Genomic DNA, 20,428 nt, shown 5'->3' on the forward strand with positions numbered 1-20,428 from the left:
CCGCTCCTTGTAGGCGATCTTTTTTCCCCTCTGCTCCCCTGCCTTTTCTTGACAACCTCCCACACTCCCCACACTCCCCACACTCCTCTTCCTCCTCTGCCTACACTATGCGTGAGAAATCCAGGTATAACCTTAGATGGGTGCAGTTAGAGCCATAGCATCTGCTATATTGCATTAGAAAAATCAAAATATACTATTACAGCAGATGGAAGAACCTAGCGAGTCGCTTTTAGTCAAATACTTTTAAAATGAGTGAGAACCTGAAAGCTCAAGAGGTTACTGATTTGCAGCAATATTTGAGCGAACAGCAAGTTGCGCTGCGCGATAGTGAAGCACGCTACCGTTCACTGGCAGAAGCCAGCGCATCGATTGTCTGGAGGGCAGCACCTTGGGGCAACGTTGTTGATGAGATTCCAACTTGGCAGGCCTTCACAGGGCAAAGTCTCGAACAATATAAAGGATGGGGTTGGGTTGAGGCTCTGCACCCAGAAGATCGTTCCTCGATGGTGGAAATTTGGCAACAGGCGTTTCCTACACGCAGTGTTGCAGTTGCTGAGTATCGTGTTCTACGGCATGACGGCGAATATCGTTATATGAATATACGCGGTGTGCCCATACTCGATGAAATAGGCGAAATCCGCGAATGGGTGGGAATGTGCGTCGATATTACCGAACGCAAGCAGGCTGAAGCCAAACTGCGCGACAGTGAGGCGTGTTTTCGGCTGCTGGCTGAAAATTCAACTGATATTATTTCCCGCCTTACAGTAGATGGAATTATTCTGTACGTTTCACCAGCTTGCTACACAGTACTGGGATATCAACCAGAGGAATTAGTCGGTCATCCCAGCCATGAGTTAGTTCACCCTGACGATTTAGCACAGATTGCGAAAAATTATCCAGTCAATGCTGATTTACCAGATATTTATACCATTACTCACCGTGCGCGTCACCAAGATGGACATTATATCTGGTTGGAAGCAACTATTCGAGCTATTCGCGATCGCCAAACTCAAGAAATTTTAGAAATGCAAGCGTCTTCGCGAGATATTACTAAGCGCAAACAGGTAGAAGAGGAGCAGCGTTTCTTAGCTGAGGCTAGTGGGATTTTGGCTGCATCATTGGACTACGAGACAACCCTAGCAGGTTTGGCGCGTTTAGCAGTGCCGGAAATCGCTGATTGGTGCTTAGTTGATATTATTTGTGACAATCAATTAGTTCGCCGGCTTGCAGCAGCCCATGCCAATCCAGCGAAACAAGAATTGGTAGAACAGTTACAAAATTATCCCCCTGATTTGGCACAAACAGCAGGTGTTGCGAAGGTAATACGGACAGGCAAATCACAAATTATTCATTTGATTTCTGAGGAACAAATCCAAGGGTTAACCCACAACGCCAGTCACTTTAAAATATTGCAAGAATTAAATCCGACATCTGGCATGAGTGTACCGCTGATCGTTCGGGGACGGGTGTTGGGAGCTATGACTTTGGTATCTTCTTCAGGTCGTTTCTACGATACCAAAAGCCTGATGTTAGCTGAGGAGTTAGCTAGCCGAGCGGCGATCGCTGTTGATAATGCCCGCCTATACGAGGCACAGCAAACCGCCCGGAAAGCAGCAGAAAATGCCAATCGGATAAAAGATGAGTTTCTGGCAGTACTTTCTCATGAATTGCGATCGCCACTCAACCCAATTTTAGGTTGGTCAAAGCTTCTACAAACCAAAAAGCTTGATGAAAAGACAATTCCTCAAGCGCTGAAGACTATTGAGCGAAATGCCAAGTTACAGGCTCAACTGATTGAAGATTTACTGGATATCTCCCGGATTTTACAAGGTAAAATCAGCTTGAATATCTACCCAGTCGATCTGACATCTGTGATTTCCGCAGCAATGGAGACAGTGCGGCTATCAGCAGAAGCTAAATCAATAGAGATGCACATCAGCCTAGAACCAAATTTGGGACAAGTTTTGGGAGACTCCAACCGATTGCAGCAAATCGTTTGGAACCTGCTTTCAAATGCGATTAAGTTTACACCTGCGGGGGGACGGGTTGATATTCGACTATCATCATGTCCTAAATCAAATTCCAACTCAGCACTGATTCAAGTCAGCGACACAGGTAAAGGCATCGACCCTAATTTTCTGCCTTACGTGTTTGAATATTTTCGCCAAGAGAACAGTAGCACCACCAGAAAATTTGGTGGATTGGGGTTAGGATTAGCGATCGTTCGTCACTTAGTCGAACTGCATGGCGGCACAGTCCAGGTAGAAAGTGGGGGCGAAGATCGGGGGGCAACTTTTACTGTGAGACTACCGTTAATCCAAAATCAATTAAAGATTAAACAAGACAGTAGCAATTCTGAGCCATCCTCAAATTTGAATGGTGTCAAAATTTTAGTAGTGGATGATGATACAGATACACGAGAATTTATTGTCTTCTTACTGGAGCAGTATGGGGCAAATGTAACAGCAGTCACATCAGCAAATGAAGCCCTAGCTACTTTAGCCCAATCCTTGCCAGATATACTTTTAAGCGATATTGGGATGCCAGAAGTAGATGGATGTATGTTCATGCGACAGTTGAGAACACTGCCACCAGAGCAAGGAGGGAAAATTCGAGCGATCGCACTTACCGCCTATGCTGGAGAAATGAACGCTCAACAAGTGCTAAGAGCCGGATTTAACAAGCATATTGCCAAACCAGTAGAGCCAAGCGAGTTAGTAGATGCGATCGCTAACTTAATCGCTGAATAAACCTGCCTCTACCTATTCACCATTACTTGATACAGTTAAAAGTAATTGTCAAGTTCTAAATCATATCTGTAAGAATATTTGCGATCGCTTATTCCTTGCTCAGTTTTTGCTAATCCACCTACCATCCATTTCAATTAATCAAACAATAGGCTTAACAAGTTAGTTGAGCAACTTGTTAAGCCCCTTGTTAAAGTTACGCAAACTTCTGCTACAGTATATTAGCTGCTTTCATCCAAATGCTGGAAAAATTAACGGAAAAAAATATTTTCAGCATGATTTCACAAGCATCTTGCTAAACCAATAGAGCCAGCCAAATTAATAGCTGAATAAACCTGCCTCTACCTGTTTACCATTACTTGATATTATCAGGTATGCTCGCTTTATATTGTAGATCAGAAAGAATCCCTTGTTTGATATCAATCTTACGCGAGATGACTTTTTCATCAAAATAAAAATCAGCAACGCCCTGTTGTTCGGCAATGATCGCAGGTGTCAGTCTTCTCAATTTATAAGTACGACGGCTTGCCACCTTTAGTGCAACTGCTGGATCTAATTTCTGTTCATCAACTAAAATTTTGGCATAATCGCTTGGGTTTTTTTCAGCCTGCTCTCCTACCTTCTCTGCTTCTTCTAAAAACACTCGCACCAATTGCGGATTTTGGATAACAAATGCACGCCTGCCAATATAAAACCCGCCGAGAGTATTAATTCCTTTTGCATTTCTCAGATTACGAATCGGGATAGTTTTTTCCACAGCAGCTAAAAGGGGATCGCCACCCACCCACGCGTCAGCCTTGTTTTGAAGAAAGGCGTCGCGGGCTTCAGGTGGAGTCAAAGCAACGATTTGAATATCGCTAATTTTTAACCCTACCTCTTTCAACGCTTTTGCTAGTAAATACTGTGCATTCGACCCTACTTGAAAAGCAATTTTCTTGCCTTTAAGATCCGCTACTTTCTTAATGGGAGAATTAGCTTTCACCACAATACCTTGGTTTGTACCATCGCTGGGCGTGCGTCCAGTAAGATAGACAACTTCAGGGATGAGGCCTGGGCGTGCAGCTTGGTCAAATATTGGAGGTGTCTCTCCGACATTACCGATATCCACCTTACCTTCATTCAGCGCTTTTATCAATTGCGGCCCTGCTGCAAATGGCCCAACCCAATTCACAGTTATACCCAATGCTTTGAAACGTGGCTCAACAGCTTTTTTGGACTTGACAATATCGCCAGAACTTTGATAAGCCAAGTTAATTACTTTGGCTGTCTGCGCTTGGGTAGTTTGCATAAGGCTACCAGCCAACGGAGATAATAAAGTAAACAGTCCCAATGCTGAATATTGGACAACACGCTTTAAGACTGTACGGCGTTGTGGTTGAAATGACTTGTTCATCAGTTATGATTTTCCTAGTAAGTTTTAGCTTTTACGTTGTCAGTCTTACTTTCAAAAGCAAGTAAGATCGTAGGAAGTTATTATTTAAACCTCCTAGAATACCAACTTATGGCAAAAAATTGAGATTCTGCTACTTAAACAAATCTCCTTGTGCATTTAGCAAATTGGTATTCTAGTTTGTTTAAAAAAACAAACTTCATATTTGATTATTCTCTACTTTTCACTTATCAGTGTTGGTGGAGTAATAGTTGCATATTCTTGAGGCGTGAGCAATGCTTCTTTAACATCAATCTTTTTGGGTAAGATTTTTTCGTTATAGAACAAATCAGCAACACTTTGCTGCGCTTGCATTAGTTCTGGAGTAATTCCTCTAAGTCGATAAGTAGCACGACTAGAAATTATTTCCTGAATGGGTAAATCAATTTTGAGTACAGGTGCTATGAGTTTGGCTACTTCTTTACGATTCGCTTCTGCCCATTGACCATTTTTATCAATTTCTTCTAAAATGATGCGAATTAATTCGGGATTTTCCTTAGCAAATTCTCGTGTTCCTACATAGTATCCGCCTGGAGTACCGATATTGGTTGCATCTCTCAGCACACGCGCCCCGTGGAGTTTTTCTACCAAAGCTAAATGAGGATCGCCAGTTACCCAAACTGGAATAGTGCCCTGAATAAATGCACCACGAGCTTCGACATTGGGCATACTCAAAACTTGAATATCACTATATTTTAAACCTACTTCTTTTAAGGCTTGGATGATAAAGTAGTGAGAAGCAGAACCTTTTTGAAAGACTACTTTTTGACCTTTGATATCAGCTAATTTTTTAATTGGAGAGTCTTTAGGAACTGCGATCGCACTACCTTTACCTGAATTAGGGCCAAGTCTTCTCCCAGCCAAATAGATGATTCTTGCACCCGCAGCTTGGGCAAAGATGGGAGGCGTTTCTCCAACAGAGCCAATATCAATTTTGCCCACATTCATCGCCTCCATAAGTTGTGGCCCTTGAGCAAATTGTGACCACTCTACTTTCAAGCCCAAAGGCTCCAAACGTTTTTCTAAAACTCCTCTGACTCTAACTAAATCACCAGAGCTTTGATACCCTATTCGCAGTAACTTTGTTTTAAAAGTTATAGTCTTAGCTCCTGCTGGCTCTGCTTTCGGAACGCTTCCTGTATTTGTGTTAGATACAGTTGAAGTACAACTTATTAAAGTAGTAGATACCACAAAACCAGGGATTACAAATAAGGCTATCTTACTAATTACTGTTGTCTTAGTTCTCACGAAATTATTAAACATTTTTGCACCTCATTTCTTGATTAACTATTGATATAAGAACATCAACTAACAACTTAAATTTCCAGTTTTTTTAAGTTGATTCCAATTATCGAAACAGGAGCCAGGAGTCATTCTAAGTCCTGTAAGATTAGTGGATAGCGCAAGATTAGTACTTCCAGGCAGAAGCAAGCTACACGAAGCCTCTCGTAGAGAGTATCTTTATTCTGACTCCTGACTCCTGACTCCTGAATTCTGAATTCTTCTTCAATTACTTATTAGATTTAATTGAATCAGGTGTGAATGCTGCATATTCTTCTGGAGTAAGTACTCCATCTTTGACATTAACCTTTTTTGGTAAAAGTCCTTGTGTATACCATAAATCAGCTATTTGTTGTTGTTTTTTTACAACTTCATCGGTAATTGGTAGCAAACCATATACTGCTTTACTATGAATTGTTTTGAGAGTAGGTACATCAATACCAACGTCACTAGTCTCAAGTTCTGCTAACTTCTCAATATTTTTCTGCGACCAATCTTCAGCTTTGATAAACTCCTCTAGAAAAACTTTGAGAATCTCAGGATGCTCTTTGGCAAATTTACGTGAGGTAGTATAAAAGCTACCAAGATCCTGGAGTCCTTGTCCATCTATTAATACACGACCAAGATTTTTTTGGACATTTCTGGTAATGTAAGGTTCCCAAATTACCCAAACATCAATTCCTCCCTGACTAAAAGCCACATTTGCATCTGGAGGTGGCAGAAACAGAGATTTTACATCACTCAGTTTTAATCCCTCTTTTTGTAACGCTTTTAGTAAGACATAATGGGCAATAGAGGCTTTTTGAAATGAGATTTTTTTGCCCTTGAAGTCAGCAACACTTTTAATCGGAGAGTTTTTTGGTACTAAAAAAGAAACTCCTCTACCATTAAATCGAGTCGTTGCAATATACACAAGAGGTGTACCTGCGGCTTGAGCAAATATAGGTGGTGACTCAGCTGTAGCTGCAATATCAAGGGAACCAGCATTCAACGCTTCTAAAGCTTGTGGCCCAGCAGCAAACTCTAACCACTTGACAGTAAAATTCTTTGCTGCCAAACTTTTTTCTAGAGTTCCTTGCTTTCTCATCACTGCAAGAGAACCAAGCTTAGAATAAACAACTCGTAGCTCTTGTTTTTGTGGAGTATTAGAAACTGTTTGACCTTGAGATTGTGTACTAATTGCCGATAGTTCGTTTTGAGTAGTTTTAGTTTCTTGGCTGCAACCAACAATGCTCATTGGTATCGTGAGGGAGCAAGTAGCTATCAGTAAAGATATATGTTTATGCTCAATTTTATATTTTGCTTCTATAGGTTTAATATTTAGGCTATACTTATATAGTATTTTTGTGTTGCTTGTTTTTAATTGTTGCGGCTTATTGATAGACAAATTGAGACTTTGCAAAAATTTGAAAAGTGCCATAGTATTTTTTCTATTTAAATTTAATAATTCTAGTTGTAGTGCTTTTTATGAGTGTTAATTACTCTCAATTTCAGTTTAGATATTATCAAGTTTGGTCTGAAAATAAAGTATTCATCAACACTTGTTTTAAACAAAAAAATAATATTTTTACGATTTTTTTTATAAGCATATAGTGTGAAGTTTAGACAAGTTTAATCAGTCAAGAATCCAGAATAAATCTTGACTCTTGACTGCCTTAAGAATATATAGAATCAAATGCCCATTAGCTTAATCTGATGAGCTAGAAACCTTAAAAGGGACGACTACCTGCAAGGCTAACCCGCTTTAATACTCGTCGCTCATTTGGATCAAATGCTTGACGGTAATGCAAAGTAGCTTGATTATCCCAGTAGACAATATCGCCTACAGACCATTTATGTTGGTAGTAGAACTTGGGTTGAGTTAGATGTTGTCTCAACTGTTCAATCAGTTTAGATCCTTCTTCCGGCTCTAGCCCGACAATTTCCACTTCTGTAGCAGCATCTAAGTAAAGATGCTTTTTACCGCTTTCTGGATGTGTCCTAACTAAAGGATGGGGAAAGATCGGACTGATTAAAGGAATAGTTTTGTCTAAACGATACAAAGAGCGGGGTGCATTCCGATCTCGCAAAAATGGGTTGTAGGTAATCAACTGTAAATCTGCAATCCGTTCTTTGGTGGCTTCATCTAATGCCTCATAGGCTAAATTGGTGTTTAACCAATAAGTATCTCCACCATGAGTTGGTATTTCCAACGCATAAAGAAGCGAACCACTAGATGGGGTAGGAGTCCATTTGTGATCGGAATGGAAAGTTAATTCTCCAGTACCAGTATAGCCACCATCGACATTGGAAATTGGAATCACTACCGGAGTTTCTCCTGGTTTAGAAGCCAATACTGGAGTTTCATCAGATGGTACAAAGAGTGCGCCAAAATATAGAGAAAAGTTCAAAAGTTCTTTATCGGAAAGCTTTTGGTCTTTGAAGATTAAAATGTGGCGATCGCGCAGAGCTTCCTTAAGTTGTAAGATAACTTCAGCTGCGATCGGTTGACTGGCATCTATATCTGTAACTATGGCTCCCAAAGGAGCATCAATAGACCTAATTTTAACCTTTGTTAAAGTCGAGATTGGCATAATATTCTCCTGTGTTTTAGTTTTTTCTTGGGATAACTACTTATTCGCTAACACCTCTGAGGGAGTAATTTTAGCGTACTCTTCAGGTGTCAAAAATCCGTCTCTAACATTCACCTTCTTGGGAATAAGTCCTAAGCTGTACCACTTATCTGCAACTTCCTGTTGCTTAGTAATAGTTTTCTCAGTGATTGGTAGCAACCCATAGTCATATTTTTTATGCATTATTTCTAGAGTCGGTGGATCTAACTGAGTCACAGGAGCAAGCAGTTGTGCAACTTCTTTGGGATGATCCTTAGTCCAGATTTCTGCTTTTTCTAGCTCCTCTAGAAACACTTTGATAACATCAGGATGAGCCTGATAAAATTGGCGTGAGGTTGAGTAAAAGTTTCCAGTATCCCGCAACTTACCACCATCTGCTAAAACACGAGCGATTTTATTTTGTACATTTCTAGTAGCGAATGGCTCCCAAATATACCAAGCATCCACCTTGCTCTGACTGAATGCTGCATTTGCATCTGGGGGCGCTAAAAAAATTGATTGGACATCGCTCAGTTTCAACCCCGCATCTTCTAATGCTTTAACTAATAAGTAGTGGCCAATGGAAGCTTTCTGAAAAGCTACTTTTTTACCCTTCAAATCGGTAACACTTTTAATCGGAGAGTTTACAGGAACTAAAAGTGAAATAGCTTTACCACTAGGGCGTGTAGTAGCTAGATAAACAAGAGGCGCTCCGGCTGCTTGTGAAAATACAGGAGGTGATTCGGCTGTAGATGCAATATCTAGTCCATTGGCATTCAAGGCTTCTAGCTGTTGTGGCCCAGCCGCAAACTCAGGCCACTGTACTTTAAAACCCAGAGGCTCTAATCGCTTTTCTAAGGAACCCTGCTTTTCTAAAACTGCTAAAGCGGTGAGTTGTTTTGAACGTACAATCCGTACTACTTGTTTCTCAGTTGACTTCTCTGTAGTGCTAGATGCAGCTACCGACTCTGGGGAAGCTGGTGACTGCTGAGTGCTGTTTTTTGCTTCACCACAACTCGATAGGGCCGTCGATAGCATTAAGCAGTAGCCTAGAGCAAACAATAAAGAACGGCGTGTTGCTCTCTGGTTTTTCCTGAATTCAAACTTTCCTTTTAAAGCTGACATGGGTTGTTATTTTTATTCCTCGATCTGTGGTTGAAACGATTATGATTAATTCCGAATTAAATAATCACAAGAACTCTCATAAGAAGAGCGGAGAGTTTGGTTAATCCTGAATTCTGAATTCTCTTTTAATAAATCAACTCTTAGGTTTCCATACTGCATCTTTGATTTGAAAAGTTTTAGGAATCAGCTTTTGACTGTAGAAAAGTTCAACTACTTGCTGTTGTTCAGCGACAAATTCATCAGTTATATCAAACACCCCTAAGATAGGTCGTCTCTCTAAAGCCCATTTCCAGACTCCTGGTTCTTGTCTAGTTTGCGCTGCCAATAAATTAGCAACTTCATTGGGGTTAGCTTTGGCCCATTCTTCTACTTTTCTTTGTTCTTCCAAAATTACCTTCACTAAGTCGGGGTGATTTTCAGCAAAATTGCGTGTAGCGATATAGTAGGCTCTTTGGGGAGCGACATCAGAACCTTTGGCTAGAACTCGTATTTCATTTGCTCGCTCTTTCCGAGCATAATACGGATCGCTAGTAGGTAAAATATCAACTCTGGCACTTTCAAAAGCAACCTGACTTTCTGGAATAGTCAGGTAAACAGGTTGAATATCATTGAGAGTTAATCCGGCACTTGCTATAGCTTTCAAAAGTAAATATTGCAGAGCCGTTCCTTTTTGGATAGCAACTTTCTTACCCTTGAGTTCCACAAGAGTTTTGATTGGTGAATCTTTACGGACAATAACTGCTTGAGCGCCTGCGTTGGAGCCAGTTGCAGCAACATAAACAATGGGATTATCACCAGCTTGAGCAAAAATCGGTGGTAAGTTTCCAACGTTGCCAATATCAACACTGTTTGCGGCCATTGCTTCCATCATTGGCGGGCCGCCCCGAAATTCTATCCACTTGATAGCAATACCATCAGCAGCAAAGCGCTTTTCCAAATAGCCCTGAGCTTTGAGTAGGTTCAAACCTGGTGTACCACTCTGATGACCAATATTAATAACCTCTAGTTTTTTTGAGCTTGCAGTAGTTGGCCCAACTTGGGAACTATTGTTTTGAGTGCTTGGAGAGCTACAGCCTGTAACTAACAGAAAAGTCGTAAACGCCAGCAAAAAATAACGAGCTATATTCGCAGGCAACCATGACTTTCTGTAGCTTATGAACATGATTCAATGTAATTTCTTGAGGTAAGTGGATATTTCTATTTTTTATTTTGTTAGACTGAATTTTATTGGTAATTCAGATTTCAAAAGTAGACAATTGGTCTTTACGCGATGAATCTAAGACGCGATGAATCTAAGACGCGATGAATCGCGTCTCTACAAGGGGTTTGTTGTTTATTCTGAACTGTATTGGGTTAGAGATACTCTGACCACTTTTATAAAAACCATTTTTATCATGTTTACGTGTCATGGAGAACATTTTTTTAATAAACCTCGTCTACCTTGAGAACAGTAGTTTTGTAGGTTGGGTGCAGCGATCGCGTAACCCAACATAAAATTTGGTGCTAATGTTGGGTTGCGTTTCACTCCACCCAACCCACATAAATATATCTTTTAAAAAACTCTAGGTTTCAACATAGATCAGGTTTAAATAAAAATAATTTTTGGGAATGTCTAAAATAGAAAAGAGAGTGGGTATTACCCACCCCATAACGACTTGAGGAACTGAGAATTTAAGAGTTGAGAGGGAAAAATTTAGGAAGTGGAGTGAGAAGGACTCACTCCAGGTTCGTGCTAGTGGAAGATTGAAATTTGTGGCGTTTTGATTCTGAATTCTTCTTCAATCATGTTCAATTTTGCTAGTGCTTCCAAGCGACTAAAATTGTAGCTTGGAGTTCTTCTGTAAAATGTCCAGACGGCTCAACTGCTAGTAGCGCTTCTCTAAGATCCTTTTCAAATGCTGGGGCGTTATCACCATAGAAAATTTTCAGAGAAAAGGCTGTAGTGTATAAGTAGCCGAGATAGCTATCGACAGTCCAAGATTTTTCAAATGGCACTTCATAGTTTTCTTGGCGAGCAAAAGCCGAATTACCAATGACGACTTCATGGGGAGGATCGACTGGCTTCCGAGTGCCTTGTCCTCGTTGCCCAGTTCGGCGTTCTTCACCTAACCATTTTTTCACTACTCCAACAGCAGCTTGTTTCCAAGGTAGATTACTTTCCCAAGGGTTATCACCAGTCTGAAGCAGTACTAATGCACCATCATCAGTTAGCAATTCATAAACGCGTTCAAGGACTAGTTCGCGTTCCATCCAGTGGAAGGCTCTACCAATTGTGGTTAACTTAAATTTCCCTAAACTAGAGTCGATTAACTCTGCTCCTTGTTCTAACCAAGTAATATTATTTGCTCCGACTGCTGCTGCTTGCCGTTTGGCTTCTGCAATCATTTCTGGATCGGGATCGATCGCCACAACTTCTTCAAATTTGGTTCGTAGACCAATCGAAATTAATCCTGGCCCAGTACCTAAATCAAGGAGTCGTCCTTCACCATTGAGATTAAATATTTCGGCTAGTTTATCGAATACAACAGGTGGGTATTTGGTTCTATATTGAGCGTAGCCCTCAGCGGCTCCCTCAAATAAACTTGGGTCGTAGGTGGGAAGCGTTTTGATTTGAGTCATATCAATTTTGGATTTTGGATTTTAGATTTTGGATTTTGGATTTTGTAGAGACGCGATTCATCGCGTCTTAGATTCATCGCGTCTTTGGGGATAAAGGTTGAGAGAGAAATAACCAATGCCCTAAGAATATTGGGTGATAACGGGTAGTTGATCGTTGAGTACCCAATCACCGATCGCACGCAATTTGTAATCTACAGGATCGTGGAGGGTAAAGGTTCGCAAATCTCGCCAGTAACGGTCAAATCCATATTTGGTTGCTGTGGCGCGAGTTCCCGTAACTTCAAAGATGCGGTTGGTAATATCTATACCTACACGGCTAGCTAATGCCTTGGCTGCGGAAACTGCGATCGCAACTTCTCCTCTCTCTTGATGAGTCAGTTCTGCATCCTTGTCCCAGGCTGCTTGTACTTTCTCAGCGGCTTGGTCAGCTAGTGCGATCGCAGCTTGAATTTCAATCCAAAAGTCTCCGTAATGATGCAGAATATATGGGTCTTGAGTAGCACTATCTACCCCCGATGTAATCCACGGTTGAGTAGTAGTTTTAGTGTACTCACGAGCGGCGGCGAAGGCTCCTTTAGTAATTCCCAGATAAACGTTGGTTTTTGTTAGCTGGGCAATAATACCAAGGAAAGTTGAGAAGGCACTATCATGGGGATTTGGTGGCCCCAAAATCTCATCTTTTTCTACTAAAACATTGTTAAATGTATAACTGCCGCTATCAGTGCGACGTTGCCCAATATTATCCCAATCGTGATTAGAAACTAACCCTTTTCTGTCTTTGGGAATTATGAATATGAAGGGCAATTCTACACCATCTTCCAAAGCGGAGAATACCCGATAATCGGCAACAGAAATACCTGTACCAAAGCTTTTAACACCATTAACCCGAAAATTCTCACCTTCTGGATTAATTTTCAGTCTAGTATCCTTTGTGTTAATGGCATTTGCCCAAAATAAGTTATTTTTGGCAGTTTCTCTATAATATTTTTCTTTTTGGGCTGCTGTGCCGGAAACGTGACCTAAAGCCGTCAAATTGAGATGATTACCATATAATTGACCAATTGAACCATCTGCTTTTGATAACTTTCTGACAATTTTTAAGGCATCAATCCAAGTTGCACCAATGCCACCATATTGCTTGGGTACAACCAGCGCTAACAAACCACTTTCACGTAGTTTATTAATTTCCTCTTCTGGAACTCCAGCTTTAGCATCCCGTTCAACTGCGGATTGAGCAAGTTCCTTGGATAGAGAAGTTGCTAGGTCAACGTAATCCTTTGGTTTTGTAATTTCTAGCACCATAATCAAATCACCTTTTATAATTCGTAATTCGTAATTCGTAATTCGTAATTAAGGCAAACACAATTACTACAAACAGTTTTTAATTCGTTGCTCTATGAATGTGATACAAAACATCCTTTGCCAATGCAGAATTTAGGAGAAATGTAGAGTGGGCAAGGCCCACGCTACAAGTGAACAGAGGAAATGGAACATGGAACGTTGTAATTGTCTTTTGTCATTAGTCCTTTGTCCTTTGCAAATGACTAATGACTAATGACAGTTATTTCTTAGCCGCTAAATATTCGTTGGCGGCTTTCTCAACACCTGTACCCTTGAAGAAGTCTTGATTTAGACTGGTGTACAACTCCAAAGGATGGATTGAGAGGAAGTAGCGGAGGTCTTCTTCGGTAATGATTTCGCGTTCTGCCATTGAGTAGGCGTTGGCAGTAACGGCGGTGATATCTGGCACATCCCAGTGACCGGAATCGGAACCTAAGAAGGCTTTAACTCTGTCGCCAAAGGGATTAGCTGCACGGTTAAATGCTTGAGATACACGGGTATCGTCTGATTCTGTACCGAAGTAGAAATGATTCAAGAAGCGATCGCGCACATCTTCTGGTTTCTCGATTCCTGCTAGTTCAAATTCATCGAGTTCGCCTGGATCTTCTGGTGCTAATAGTTGATGGTGGAATCCTAAGCCGTCACCAATTTTATCTAAGCGTCCATCTACTAGTTCGCCACCGTAGCGGGTGTACAACTCTACCAATGCTTCCTTATCGATAATCGCAGGATTGTTATTTGACAACAAATGTTGTTTGTTGCGGGTTTCCCAGTGCCAAATAATATCGGCGTATAGACTAGCACCCCAAGCTGAACCACCTTCTAAGAAGGCAAACTTTAATTGCGGGAAACGGCGAGTAACTCCACCAAAGAACAGCGATTTGCATAATGCTTCGGCTGCAAAGGCAAAGTGATTAATGTGATTGTACTGGGCGTTGGTGACAGAACGCTGAGTTGTCCAACCTTGGCTAGAAGCGTGAGTTGTGGGTACAACTTTCAGTTCTACGCACTTAGCCCAGAATGGATCGTAATCATACTCGCTATCTAAGCCAAAGTTATCAATCCAAACCACTTCATTAGCGACTTCTTTGCCATATTTCTCAAAGGCAGGAATTGGACGACGAACGTAACCGGGAATTTGAATTGCTTTGAGTCCGAGAACATTCACCGCATATTCCAACTCTTCAATCCCTTCTTCGGGAGTATGCAGGGGAATGGCGGCGATGGGTGTTAAGCGATCGCTATAAGGACGGAAAATGTCAGCATGGTAGGTGTTAACTGCGCGACAAACAGCCCGCCGCATTTCTTCGTTACCGATGTTTGGGGCCATTGTTGCCAAGTTGGGGTAGACAACGGCAAAGTCTGTACCTGCTTCTTGCAAGCGTTCGTGCAGCAACTTGGGCAAGCTAATGGTAGCCAAATTCAAAGTATTTTTCGTGGGACGACCCCACCAGTTAGGGCGATTGGTGCGATAAGCAAAACGTTCTTCCCAACTTTGCTTGTACCACTTAAAGCGAGAAGATCCTGGTAAATTCTCTTTGAAACGTTCGACAAGTTCAGTTCCACCAACTTGTTCTAAATAATCCAAGACTGCTGGTTCAAATTCTTGGGTATGTACATCGGTGTCAATGATCGAATAACCAAGTTTTTCGCGAATTTGAGCAGACCTAGTTTTTTGTGGGCGGTCTAGAGCAATCGTCATGATAGTTTACCCTCATCAAATGTTTATAGGCATTGTTAAAGTAAAGACGCGATAAATCGCCGTCTCTACAAAGGATTGATTCTTCTTGTAGAGACGGCGATTTATCGCGTCTCTTGCCTTAATTTCCCAGCCAAAAATTCATCTGCGGTTTTCTCGACAGCCGTACCTTTGAAGAAATCACGATTGAGGCTGGTGTACAATTCCAAGGGATGAATTGATAGGAAATATTGCAAATCTTCTTCGGTGATAATCTTGCGTTCTACCATTGAATAGGTATTAGCAGCGATCGCAGTAATATCAGGTACATCCCAGTGACCAGAATCGGAACCCAAAAATGCTTTAACGCGATCGCCATAAGGGTTAGCTTTCCGGTTAAAGGCTTGAGCTACACGGGTATCATCTGATTCTGTGCCAAAGTAGAAGTGATTCAAAAAGCGATCGCGGATATCTTCTGGCTTCGTTACTCCTGCAACCGCGAATTCATCTAAATCACCTGGTTCTAACGGCGCTACTAACTCAGCGTGGAAACCTAAACCGCTACCTAGTTGATCCAAACGACCATGTACTAATTCGCCACCATAACGGGTATAGAGTTCTAGCAATTCTTCGCGATCGATATTGGCGGGATTGTTATTTTCTACCAAATGGTCTTTATTGCGAGTATCCCAATGCCAAATCAAATCGGTGTACAAACTAGCACCCCAAGCTGCACCTCCTTCTAAGAAAGCAAACTTGAGTGTGGGGAAGCGATGAGTTACGCCACCAAAGAACAGAGATTTACATAGTGCTTCCGCAGCCGATGCAAAGTGACCAATATGGTTGTATTGGTAATTGCTAATGGAACGCCGATTGATCCAGCCCATACCGGAAGAGTGGGTGGTGGGTACAACTTTCAGTTCTACGCACTTTGCCCAGAAGGGATCGTAATCATACTTACTATCCAAGCCAAAGGTGTCAATCCAGATGGCTTCGTTGGCTACTTCTTCGCCATACTTCTCGAAGGCGGGAATCGGGCGGCGGATATGTCCGGGGATTTGAATGGCTTTGAGTCCCAGAATATTTACCGCATATTCCAATTCTGCGATCGCCTCTTCTGGCGTATGCATGGGAATTGCCGCAATGGGTGTTAAGCGATCGCTATAAGGACGGAAAATATCAGCGTGATAAGTATTAGCCGCCCGACAAACAGCCCGCCGCATTTCTTCATTGCCGATGTGCGGGGCCATCGTTGCCAAGTTGGGGTACACAACGGCAAAGTCTGTACCTGCTTCTTGTAAGCGTTCGTGCAACAACTTAGGCAAACTAACGGTAGCTAAATTTAGGGGATCGTTTGTGGGACGAGTCCAGAAAGGAGGGCGGGCGGTGCGATAAGTGCGGCGTTCTTCCCAAGATTGCTTAAACCATTTAGAGCGAGATGCACCGGGTAAGTGTTCTTGAAAACGCTCTGCGATCGCAGTTCCAGCAACTTGCTCTAAATAGTCTAAGAATGCTGGGGGAAACTCTTGGGTATGTACATCGGTATCGATGATCGGATAACCCAGTTTTTCCCGAATTTGAGCAGACTTAGTTTTTTGTGGACGGTCTAGTGCAATAGTCATAGCATTTTACCTGAATTTGTAGATGGATTGCTCAAAAGGAAAGAGCCAGTAGAGAAACAAAAAGGTTTTGAATCTGAAAGTTGCACCTTTGAGCCTGGAAGTTGAGCCTTTGAGCCTGGAAGTTGAGCCTTTGAACCTGGAAGTTGAGCCTTTGAACCTGGGAGTTGCACCTTTGAGCCTGGGAGTTGCACCTTTGAGCCTGGAAGTTGCACCTTTGAGCCTGGAAGTTGCACCTTTGAGCCTGGGAGTTGCACCTTTGAGCCTGGGAGTTGCACCTTTGAGCCTGGGAGTTGCACCTTTGAGCCTGGAAGTTGCACCTTTGAGCCTGGAAGTTGAGCCTTTGAACCTGGAAGTTGAGCCTTTGAGCCTGGAGGTTGCACCTTTGAAAGACTTAATTACAAAAATTTGTTTTTCTTGTTCAGAAAAGTTACTGATTCCTACCTCCTCTACTCCCGCATTTGGAATGGCTGATAGAAATTAAGGCTGTTGTTTGTTCGCAGCCCAATCTGTTAATTTAAAGTCCGACTTGGCTAAACCCTGCGAGACTAAAAATTTCTTTGTTCCCTCTAAAAGTTTCACGCCCTCGGCTGGTAATGGTTCTTCTGATATTTGTTTGAGTGGTAACGATACTTTGATGATATCGATGGGATATTTAGTAATTTGGGCGTGGTACTGATAATATTCTTCAGAATTAGCTTTTAAATCCTTGGCTGCTTCTGTCAGGATTCCATTAAACTTCTGGGGGAAATCAGGCTGTTTCGCCAAAAAGCTTTCAGTTGCAACAACTAATGATGTCCCTGACAAACCTTTATGATTTGCTGAAGAATCAATCACTGGAAACCCTTGTGATTTCAGAAAAGGCCCTAGATCGCTTGAAGTTGCATAAGCTGCGACATCACCACGTTCTAAAGCTGCTTTTGCCTCAGTAGTCATCAAGTGGACAACTTTTACATCCTTGGCAATTTTTGCTTCAGCTAATAGTCCCAGTAGATATCGATGCATATAAGAACCTTTTTGGGTAGCTATTTTTTGACCCTTAAGTTCAGCAAGCGATCGCGGCCCATTCTTTTTCGCCACTAACCAGGCAGTTGTATTAAACTGAGTAATCCGTAGCAGTCGGGTTTCTTGACCCCTTGCTCTTAAAACTATGGCTGGCGTATCCCCTAAAGAGCCAACATCTAATTGTCCTGCGACCAGCGCCTCATTTAGATCCGGCCCGTTAGGAAATCTTGCAAAAGTAATATTTTTAAATCCCGCTTGTTGCAACTCACGATCTAAAATTCCCTTTTTCTTTGCCCAACCAAGTGGCCCTGTAGGTTCTGAATTACCTACATAACCTATACGCAGCGTAGAAACGCTATTAGATGCAGCTACAGTGCTAGCATTTTTGGTATTAATAGCCTCAACAGATTGAGCAGACTTAGTTTCCCCTTGGCTACATCCTGTAGTTAGTAGCAGCAGGACACAAGCCATTGAGGTTGATAATTTGGAGGTAAATTTATTTTTACTGATAGAACCTGTTCCTATTGGGAACGACAGCATGACTTTTTTCTCCGCTGTACTGTACGCCGTGTGCAACTTTCTCAAGAGACCTAACCCCCAACCCCGTTTTACCCCACCCTAACCCTCCCCTTATAAAGGGGAGGGAACTGGATTTCTTGTTTCCCCCCTTTATAAGGGGGGATTAAGGGGGGTAATTTAACTTGTGTGTACACCGTAGCCCTGTGGGGGAGAGGAATGGAAGTGGGGTTCTAAGGATAAGTTGCACATTGCGTTACTATTTCATCTGCTTCAAAATTTGGAATGTTTCATCGGCTTTTGCTGTTGAGGTGCGTTTATGTCCCCAACCAACGTTTTCACGGTAACTACCCAATAACCCAATTTCTATCAATTCTGCCTCGTTGACTGAAGTTTTCATATCGCTTTCTGGTGCAACATAAAGGGCATCAACTGGACAATACAATTCGCACATATAACAGGTTTGGCAGTCACTCTGTCGAGCAATGGTTGGCGGTGCATCTGGCACTCTGTCAAATACGTTAGTTGGACAAATATTCACGCATATATTACATTCTATGCACCGCGACTCGCTGACCAACTCAATCACACTGCTGCTCCTATTTTGGGTTGTGGCTTTTCTGTACCATGTAAAGGCTGACTCTTCACCCAGACTTGATCCAATCCGCCACTAGTTAGGTAATGTTGCTGGTTAGCATCTTGTTCTGGATAGTCTAGATGTCTGTGCATTCCACGAGTTTCTTTACGTTCAATGGCACTGCTGTACATCCACCGTGCTGTGGCTACCATTGCCGCAGCTTCTCGCGCCCTGGGAAGCTCTTTTTCTGATGTTATCTGGCTACTGCGAAGTTCTTGCCAAAGATGATTTAATCTACCCAAAGACTCGGTTAAGCCTTGTTCTGTACGGAAATAGTTCTTTTCATAGGGGAATACTTCAGCTTGGACTGCCTGAATAATTTCATCAGTCGCTAAGGTGCGATGCCTTCGGCGGCAAGCTACGCTCCCACTATCTAATACTACCTCTCCAACTCCTTTAACGTGGCGTTGAGTTTTGTATTCTCCCAAACTGCGGCTATATTCAGCAGCCGATTTCCCTGACCAATAACCAGAAGATATTGCCCAAGCTGCATTATGACTACCACCGCCAGTAAATCCGCCACAAATTAGTTCCCGTGTGGCAGCATCTCCAGCCGCGTAGAGTCCCTGTACAGAACTGGCACAACTTTCATCGACAATCCGAATTCCCCCCGTTCCGCGCACAGTTCCCTCTAAACGCAGAGTCACAGGAAAACGTTGGGTAAATGGGTCGATGCCTGCACGATCAAAGGGTAAAAAGAAGTTGGGCTGTGCTAAACGCATAGATGGCCGCATCGATTCCGCCGCTTTGTCTATGATGGCGTATACTGGCTGTTGTAGTAATGTCTGAGCTATTACTGAACGTCTATGAGAACTTGCCCCTGGAATTACAGTACCATCTTCGTAGGTGAAAGTTGCCCAATTATAAAACAGGGTTTTGGTAACTGAAGAAAAGGCGGGAGAGATGCCATAAGCATTAGAAAATTCCATACCCGACATCTCGGCTCCTGCTTCTGCCGCCATCAGATAACCATCCCCCGTCAGGACGTTGCATCCTAACGCTTTACTGAGAAATGCACAGCCACCAGTTGCAATAATTGTGGACTGCGATCGCACTATCCATTTCTCACCAGTCTGACGGTTCACACCTGTTGCACCAGCAACAGCACCATCGTCATCAACCAGTAATTCTAAGGCGGGACTGTTGTCTAAAATCTTGACTCCAGCGCGTTGAATTTGCCGCCGCATCAGCCGCATATACTCAGGCCCTTGCAGCGATCGCCGATAGGGTTTGCCTTCATCGTCGGTAGGAAAGGGATAACCCCACTCTGCTAGCTGATTAACGTTTAGATAAGTCTGATTCAGTACCCGATCCATCCAATTGCGATCGGCTAAAAACCCACCCAACGATTCCCGACTTGCCTTCGCTGTTTCCCGTGCTTCTGGATCTGGTGGCACGTACCATACACCATTACCAGATGCAGCAGCACATCCAGTTGTGCCGCAATACCCTTTATCTACGAGGATGACTCTAGATCCACTTGATGCAGCACTCCATGCCGCCCAAGTCCCAGCTGGCCCACCTCCAATTACAAGCACATCTGCTTCTAAGTCGAGTTCAAAATCGGTTGCTAACGTCTTCAGCATCTACCATTTCCCCCCATCGATAAAGTCTTAAGCATCAAATCTTCACCCCATCGATGCTGCAAAATAATAAAAATCTAGAAACTATGACCCTTTAATACAGGTTCTTACTAGATTGTTATCGCAACTACTTTATCTCGATCAATAAACCGTAGTTTATAACATAATAAAGCTTTTCACAGTTTTAGACAAAAAGCAAGCGTTTTACCAAACAACTTCAAACGTAAATTTATGTAAAATCAACTGAGTTATCTTTC

At 42.4% G+C, this 20,428-nt stretch carries 15 protein-coding genes; 2 read left to right on the plus strand and 13 right to left on the minus strand.

Translation table 11 applies throughout. From position 1 onward, the window contains the following. Nucleotides 1–248 precede the first annotated feature (248 nt). Nucleotides 249–2,750, plus strand: a complete 2,502-nt coding sequence (locus tag V7K61_RS31395) for a PAS domain S-box protein (protein WP_335059689.1) — start codon at nt 249–251, stop codon at nt 2,748–2,750. Nucleotides 2,751–3,102: 352 nt separating this feature from the next. Here V7K61_RS31395 and V7K61_RS31400 read toward each other — a convergent pair whose 3' ends face one another. The 10 genes from V7K61_RS31400 to V7K61_RS31445 form a co-directional block, all read right to left on the minus strand. Next, entirely contained in the window at nt 3,103–4,140 is a 1,038-nt protein-coding gene (locus V7K61_RS31400; protein WP_335059691.1) for an aliphatic sulfonate ABC transporter substrate-binding protein, read from the minus strand. A gap of 213 nt (nt 4,141–4,353) precedes the next feature. After that, nucleotides 4,354–5,439 (minus strand): sulfonate ABC transporter substrate-binding protein, encoded by a 1,086-nt coding sequence (locus V7K61_RS31405; RefSeq protein ID WP_335059694.1) that lies wholly within the window; start codon nt 5,437–5,439, stop codon nt 4,354–4,356. 247 nt (nt 5,440–5,686) lie between these two features. Beyond that, the gene (locus V7K61_RS31410) at nt 5,687–6,694 is read right to left on the minus strand and encodes an aliphatic sulfonate ABC transporter substrate-binding protein (RefSeq protein ID WP_335059697.1); all 1,008 of its coding nucleotides are present in this window, start codon (nt 6,692–6,694) and stop codon (nt 5,687–5,689) included. A 472-nt stretch (nt 6,695–7,166) separates the two neighbouring features. Then, nucleotides 7,167–8,030: a TauD/TfdA dioxygenase family protein gene (locus V7K61_RS31415; protein WP_335059699.1), complete on the minus strand. Its 864-nt coding sequence runs from the start codon at nt 8,028–8,030 to the stop codon at nt 7,167–7,169. Nucleotides 8,031–8,066: 36 nt separating this feature from the next. Further along, a complete protein-coding gene (locus V7K61_RS31420; protein ID WP_335059701.1) occupies nt 8,067–9,173 on the minus strand; it encodes an aliphatic sulfonate ABC transporter substrate-binding protein in 1,107 nt (368 codons plus the stop codon). A gap of 133 nt (nt 9,174–9,306) precedes the next feature. Further along, nucleotides 9,307–10,308, minus strand: coding sequence for an aliphatic sulfonate ABC transporter substrate-binding protein (locus V7K61_RS31425; protein ID WP_335059703.1), 1,002 nt, complete (start codon nt 10,306–10,308; stop codon nt 9,307–9,309). Between the two features lie 662 nt (nt 10,309–10,970). After that, the gene (locus tag V7K61_RS31430; RefSeq protein WP_335059705.1) at nt 10,971–11,792 is read right to left on the minus strand and encodes a class I SAM-dependent methyltransferase; all 822 of its coding nucleotides are present in this window, start codon (nt 11,790–11,792) and stop codon (nt 10,971–10,973) included. A gap of 120 nt (nt 11,793–11,912) precedes the next feature. After that, nucleotides 11,913–13,094 carry an acyl-CoA dehydrogenase family protein gene (locus V7K61_RS31435; protein ID WP_335059707.1) on the minus strand — a complete coding sequence of 394 codons (1,182 nt, stop codon included), beginning with the start codon at nt 13,092–13,094 and terminating at the stop codon, nt 11,913–11,915. A 259-nt stretch (nt 13,095–13,353) separates the two neighbouring features. After that, complete coding sequence (locus V7K61_RS31440) at nt 13,354–14,835, minus strand: amidohydrolase family protein (RefSeq protein WP_335059709.1); 1,482 nt, start codon at nt 14,833–14,835, stop codon at nt 13,354–13,356. Nucleotides 14,836–14,936: 101 nt separating this feature from the next. Then, complete coding sequence (locus V7K61_RS31445) at nt 14,937–16,433, minus strand: amidohydrolase family protein (RefSeq protein ID WP_335059711.1); 1,497 nt, start codon at nt 16,431–16,433, stop codon at nt 14,937–14,939. Between the two features lie 67 nt (nt 16,434–16,500). Here V7K61_RS31445 and V7K61_RS31450 point away from each other — a divergent pair, with 67 nt between their 5' ends. Next, the gene (locus tag V7K61_RS31450) at nt 16,501–16,914 is read left to right on the plus strand and encodes a hypothetical protein (RefSeq protein WP_335059714.1); all 414 of its coding nucleotides are present in this window, start codon (nt 16,501–16,503) and stop codon (nt 16,912–16,914) included. On the opposite strand, the gene V7K61_RS31455 is transcribed toward V7K61_RS31450, so the two are convergent. The 3 genes from V7K61_RS31455 to V7K61_RS31465 all read right to left on the minus strand — a co-directional run bounded on the left by V7K61_RS31455 (nt 16,911) and on the right by V7K61_RS31465 (nt 20,174). Further along, on the minus strand, nt 16,911–17,975 hold the full coding sequence (locus tag V7K61_RS31455) for an ABC transporter substrate-binding protein (RefSeq protein WP_335059716.1): 1,065 nt from the start codon (nt 17,973–17,975) through the stop codon (nt 16,911–16,913). The two genes, V7K61_RS31450 and V7K61_RS31455, sit on opposite strands and share 4 nt — an antisense overlap. A 235-nt stretch (nt 17,976–18,210) precedes the next feature. Continuing rightward, a complete protein-coding gene (locus V7K61_RS31460) occupies nt 18,211–18,540 on the minus strand; it encodes a 4Fe-4S binding protein (RefSeq protein WP_334698234.1) in 330 nt (109 codons plus the stop codon). After that, nucleotides 18,537–20,174 carry an FAD-binding protein gene (locus tag V7K61_RS31465; RefSeq protein ID WP_335059718.1) on the minus strand — a complete coding sequence of 546 codons (1,638 nt, stop codon included), beginning with the start codon at nt 20,172–20,174 and terminating at the stop codon, nt 18,537–18,539. The genes V7K61_RS31460 and V7K61_RS31465 overlap by 4 nt, the downstream gene beginning before the upstream one ends. Between the last annotated feature and the right edge of the window lie 254 nt (nt 20,175–20,428).

Source organism: Nostoc sp. (assembly GCF_036918015.1).
GTDB lineage: Bacteria > Cyanobacteriota > Cyanobacteriia > Cyanobacteriales > Nostocaceae > Nostoc.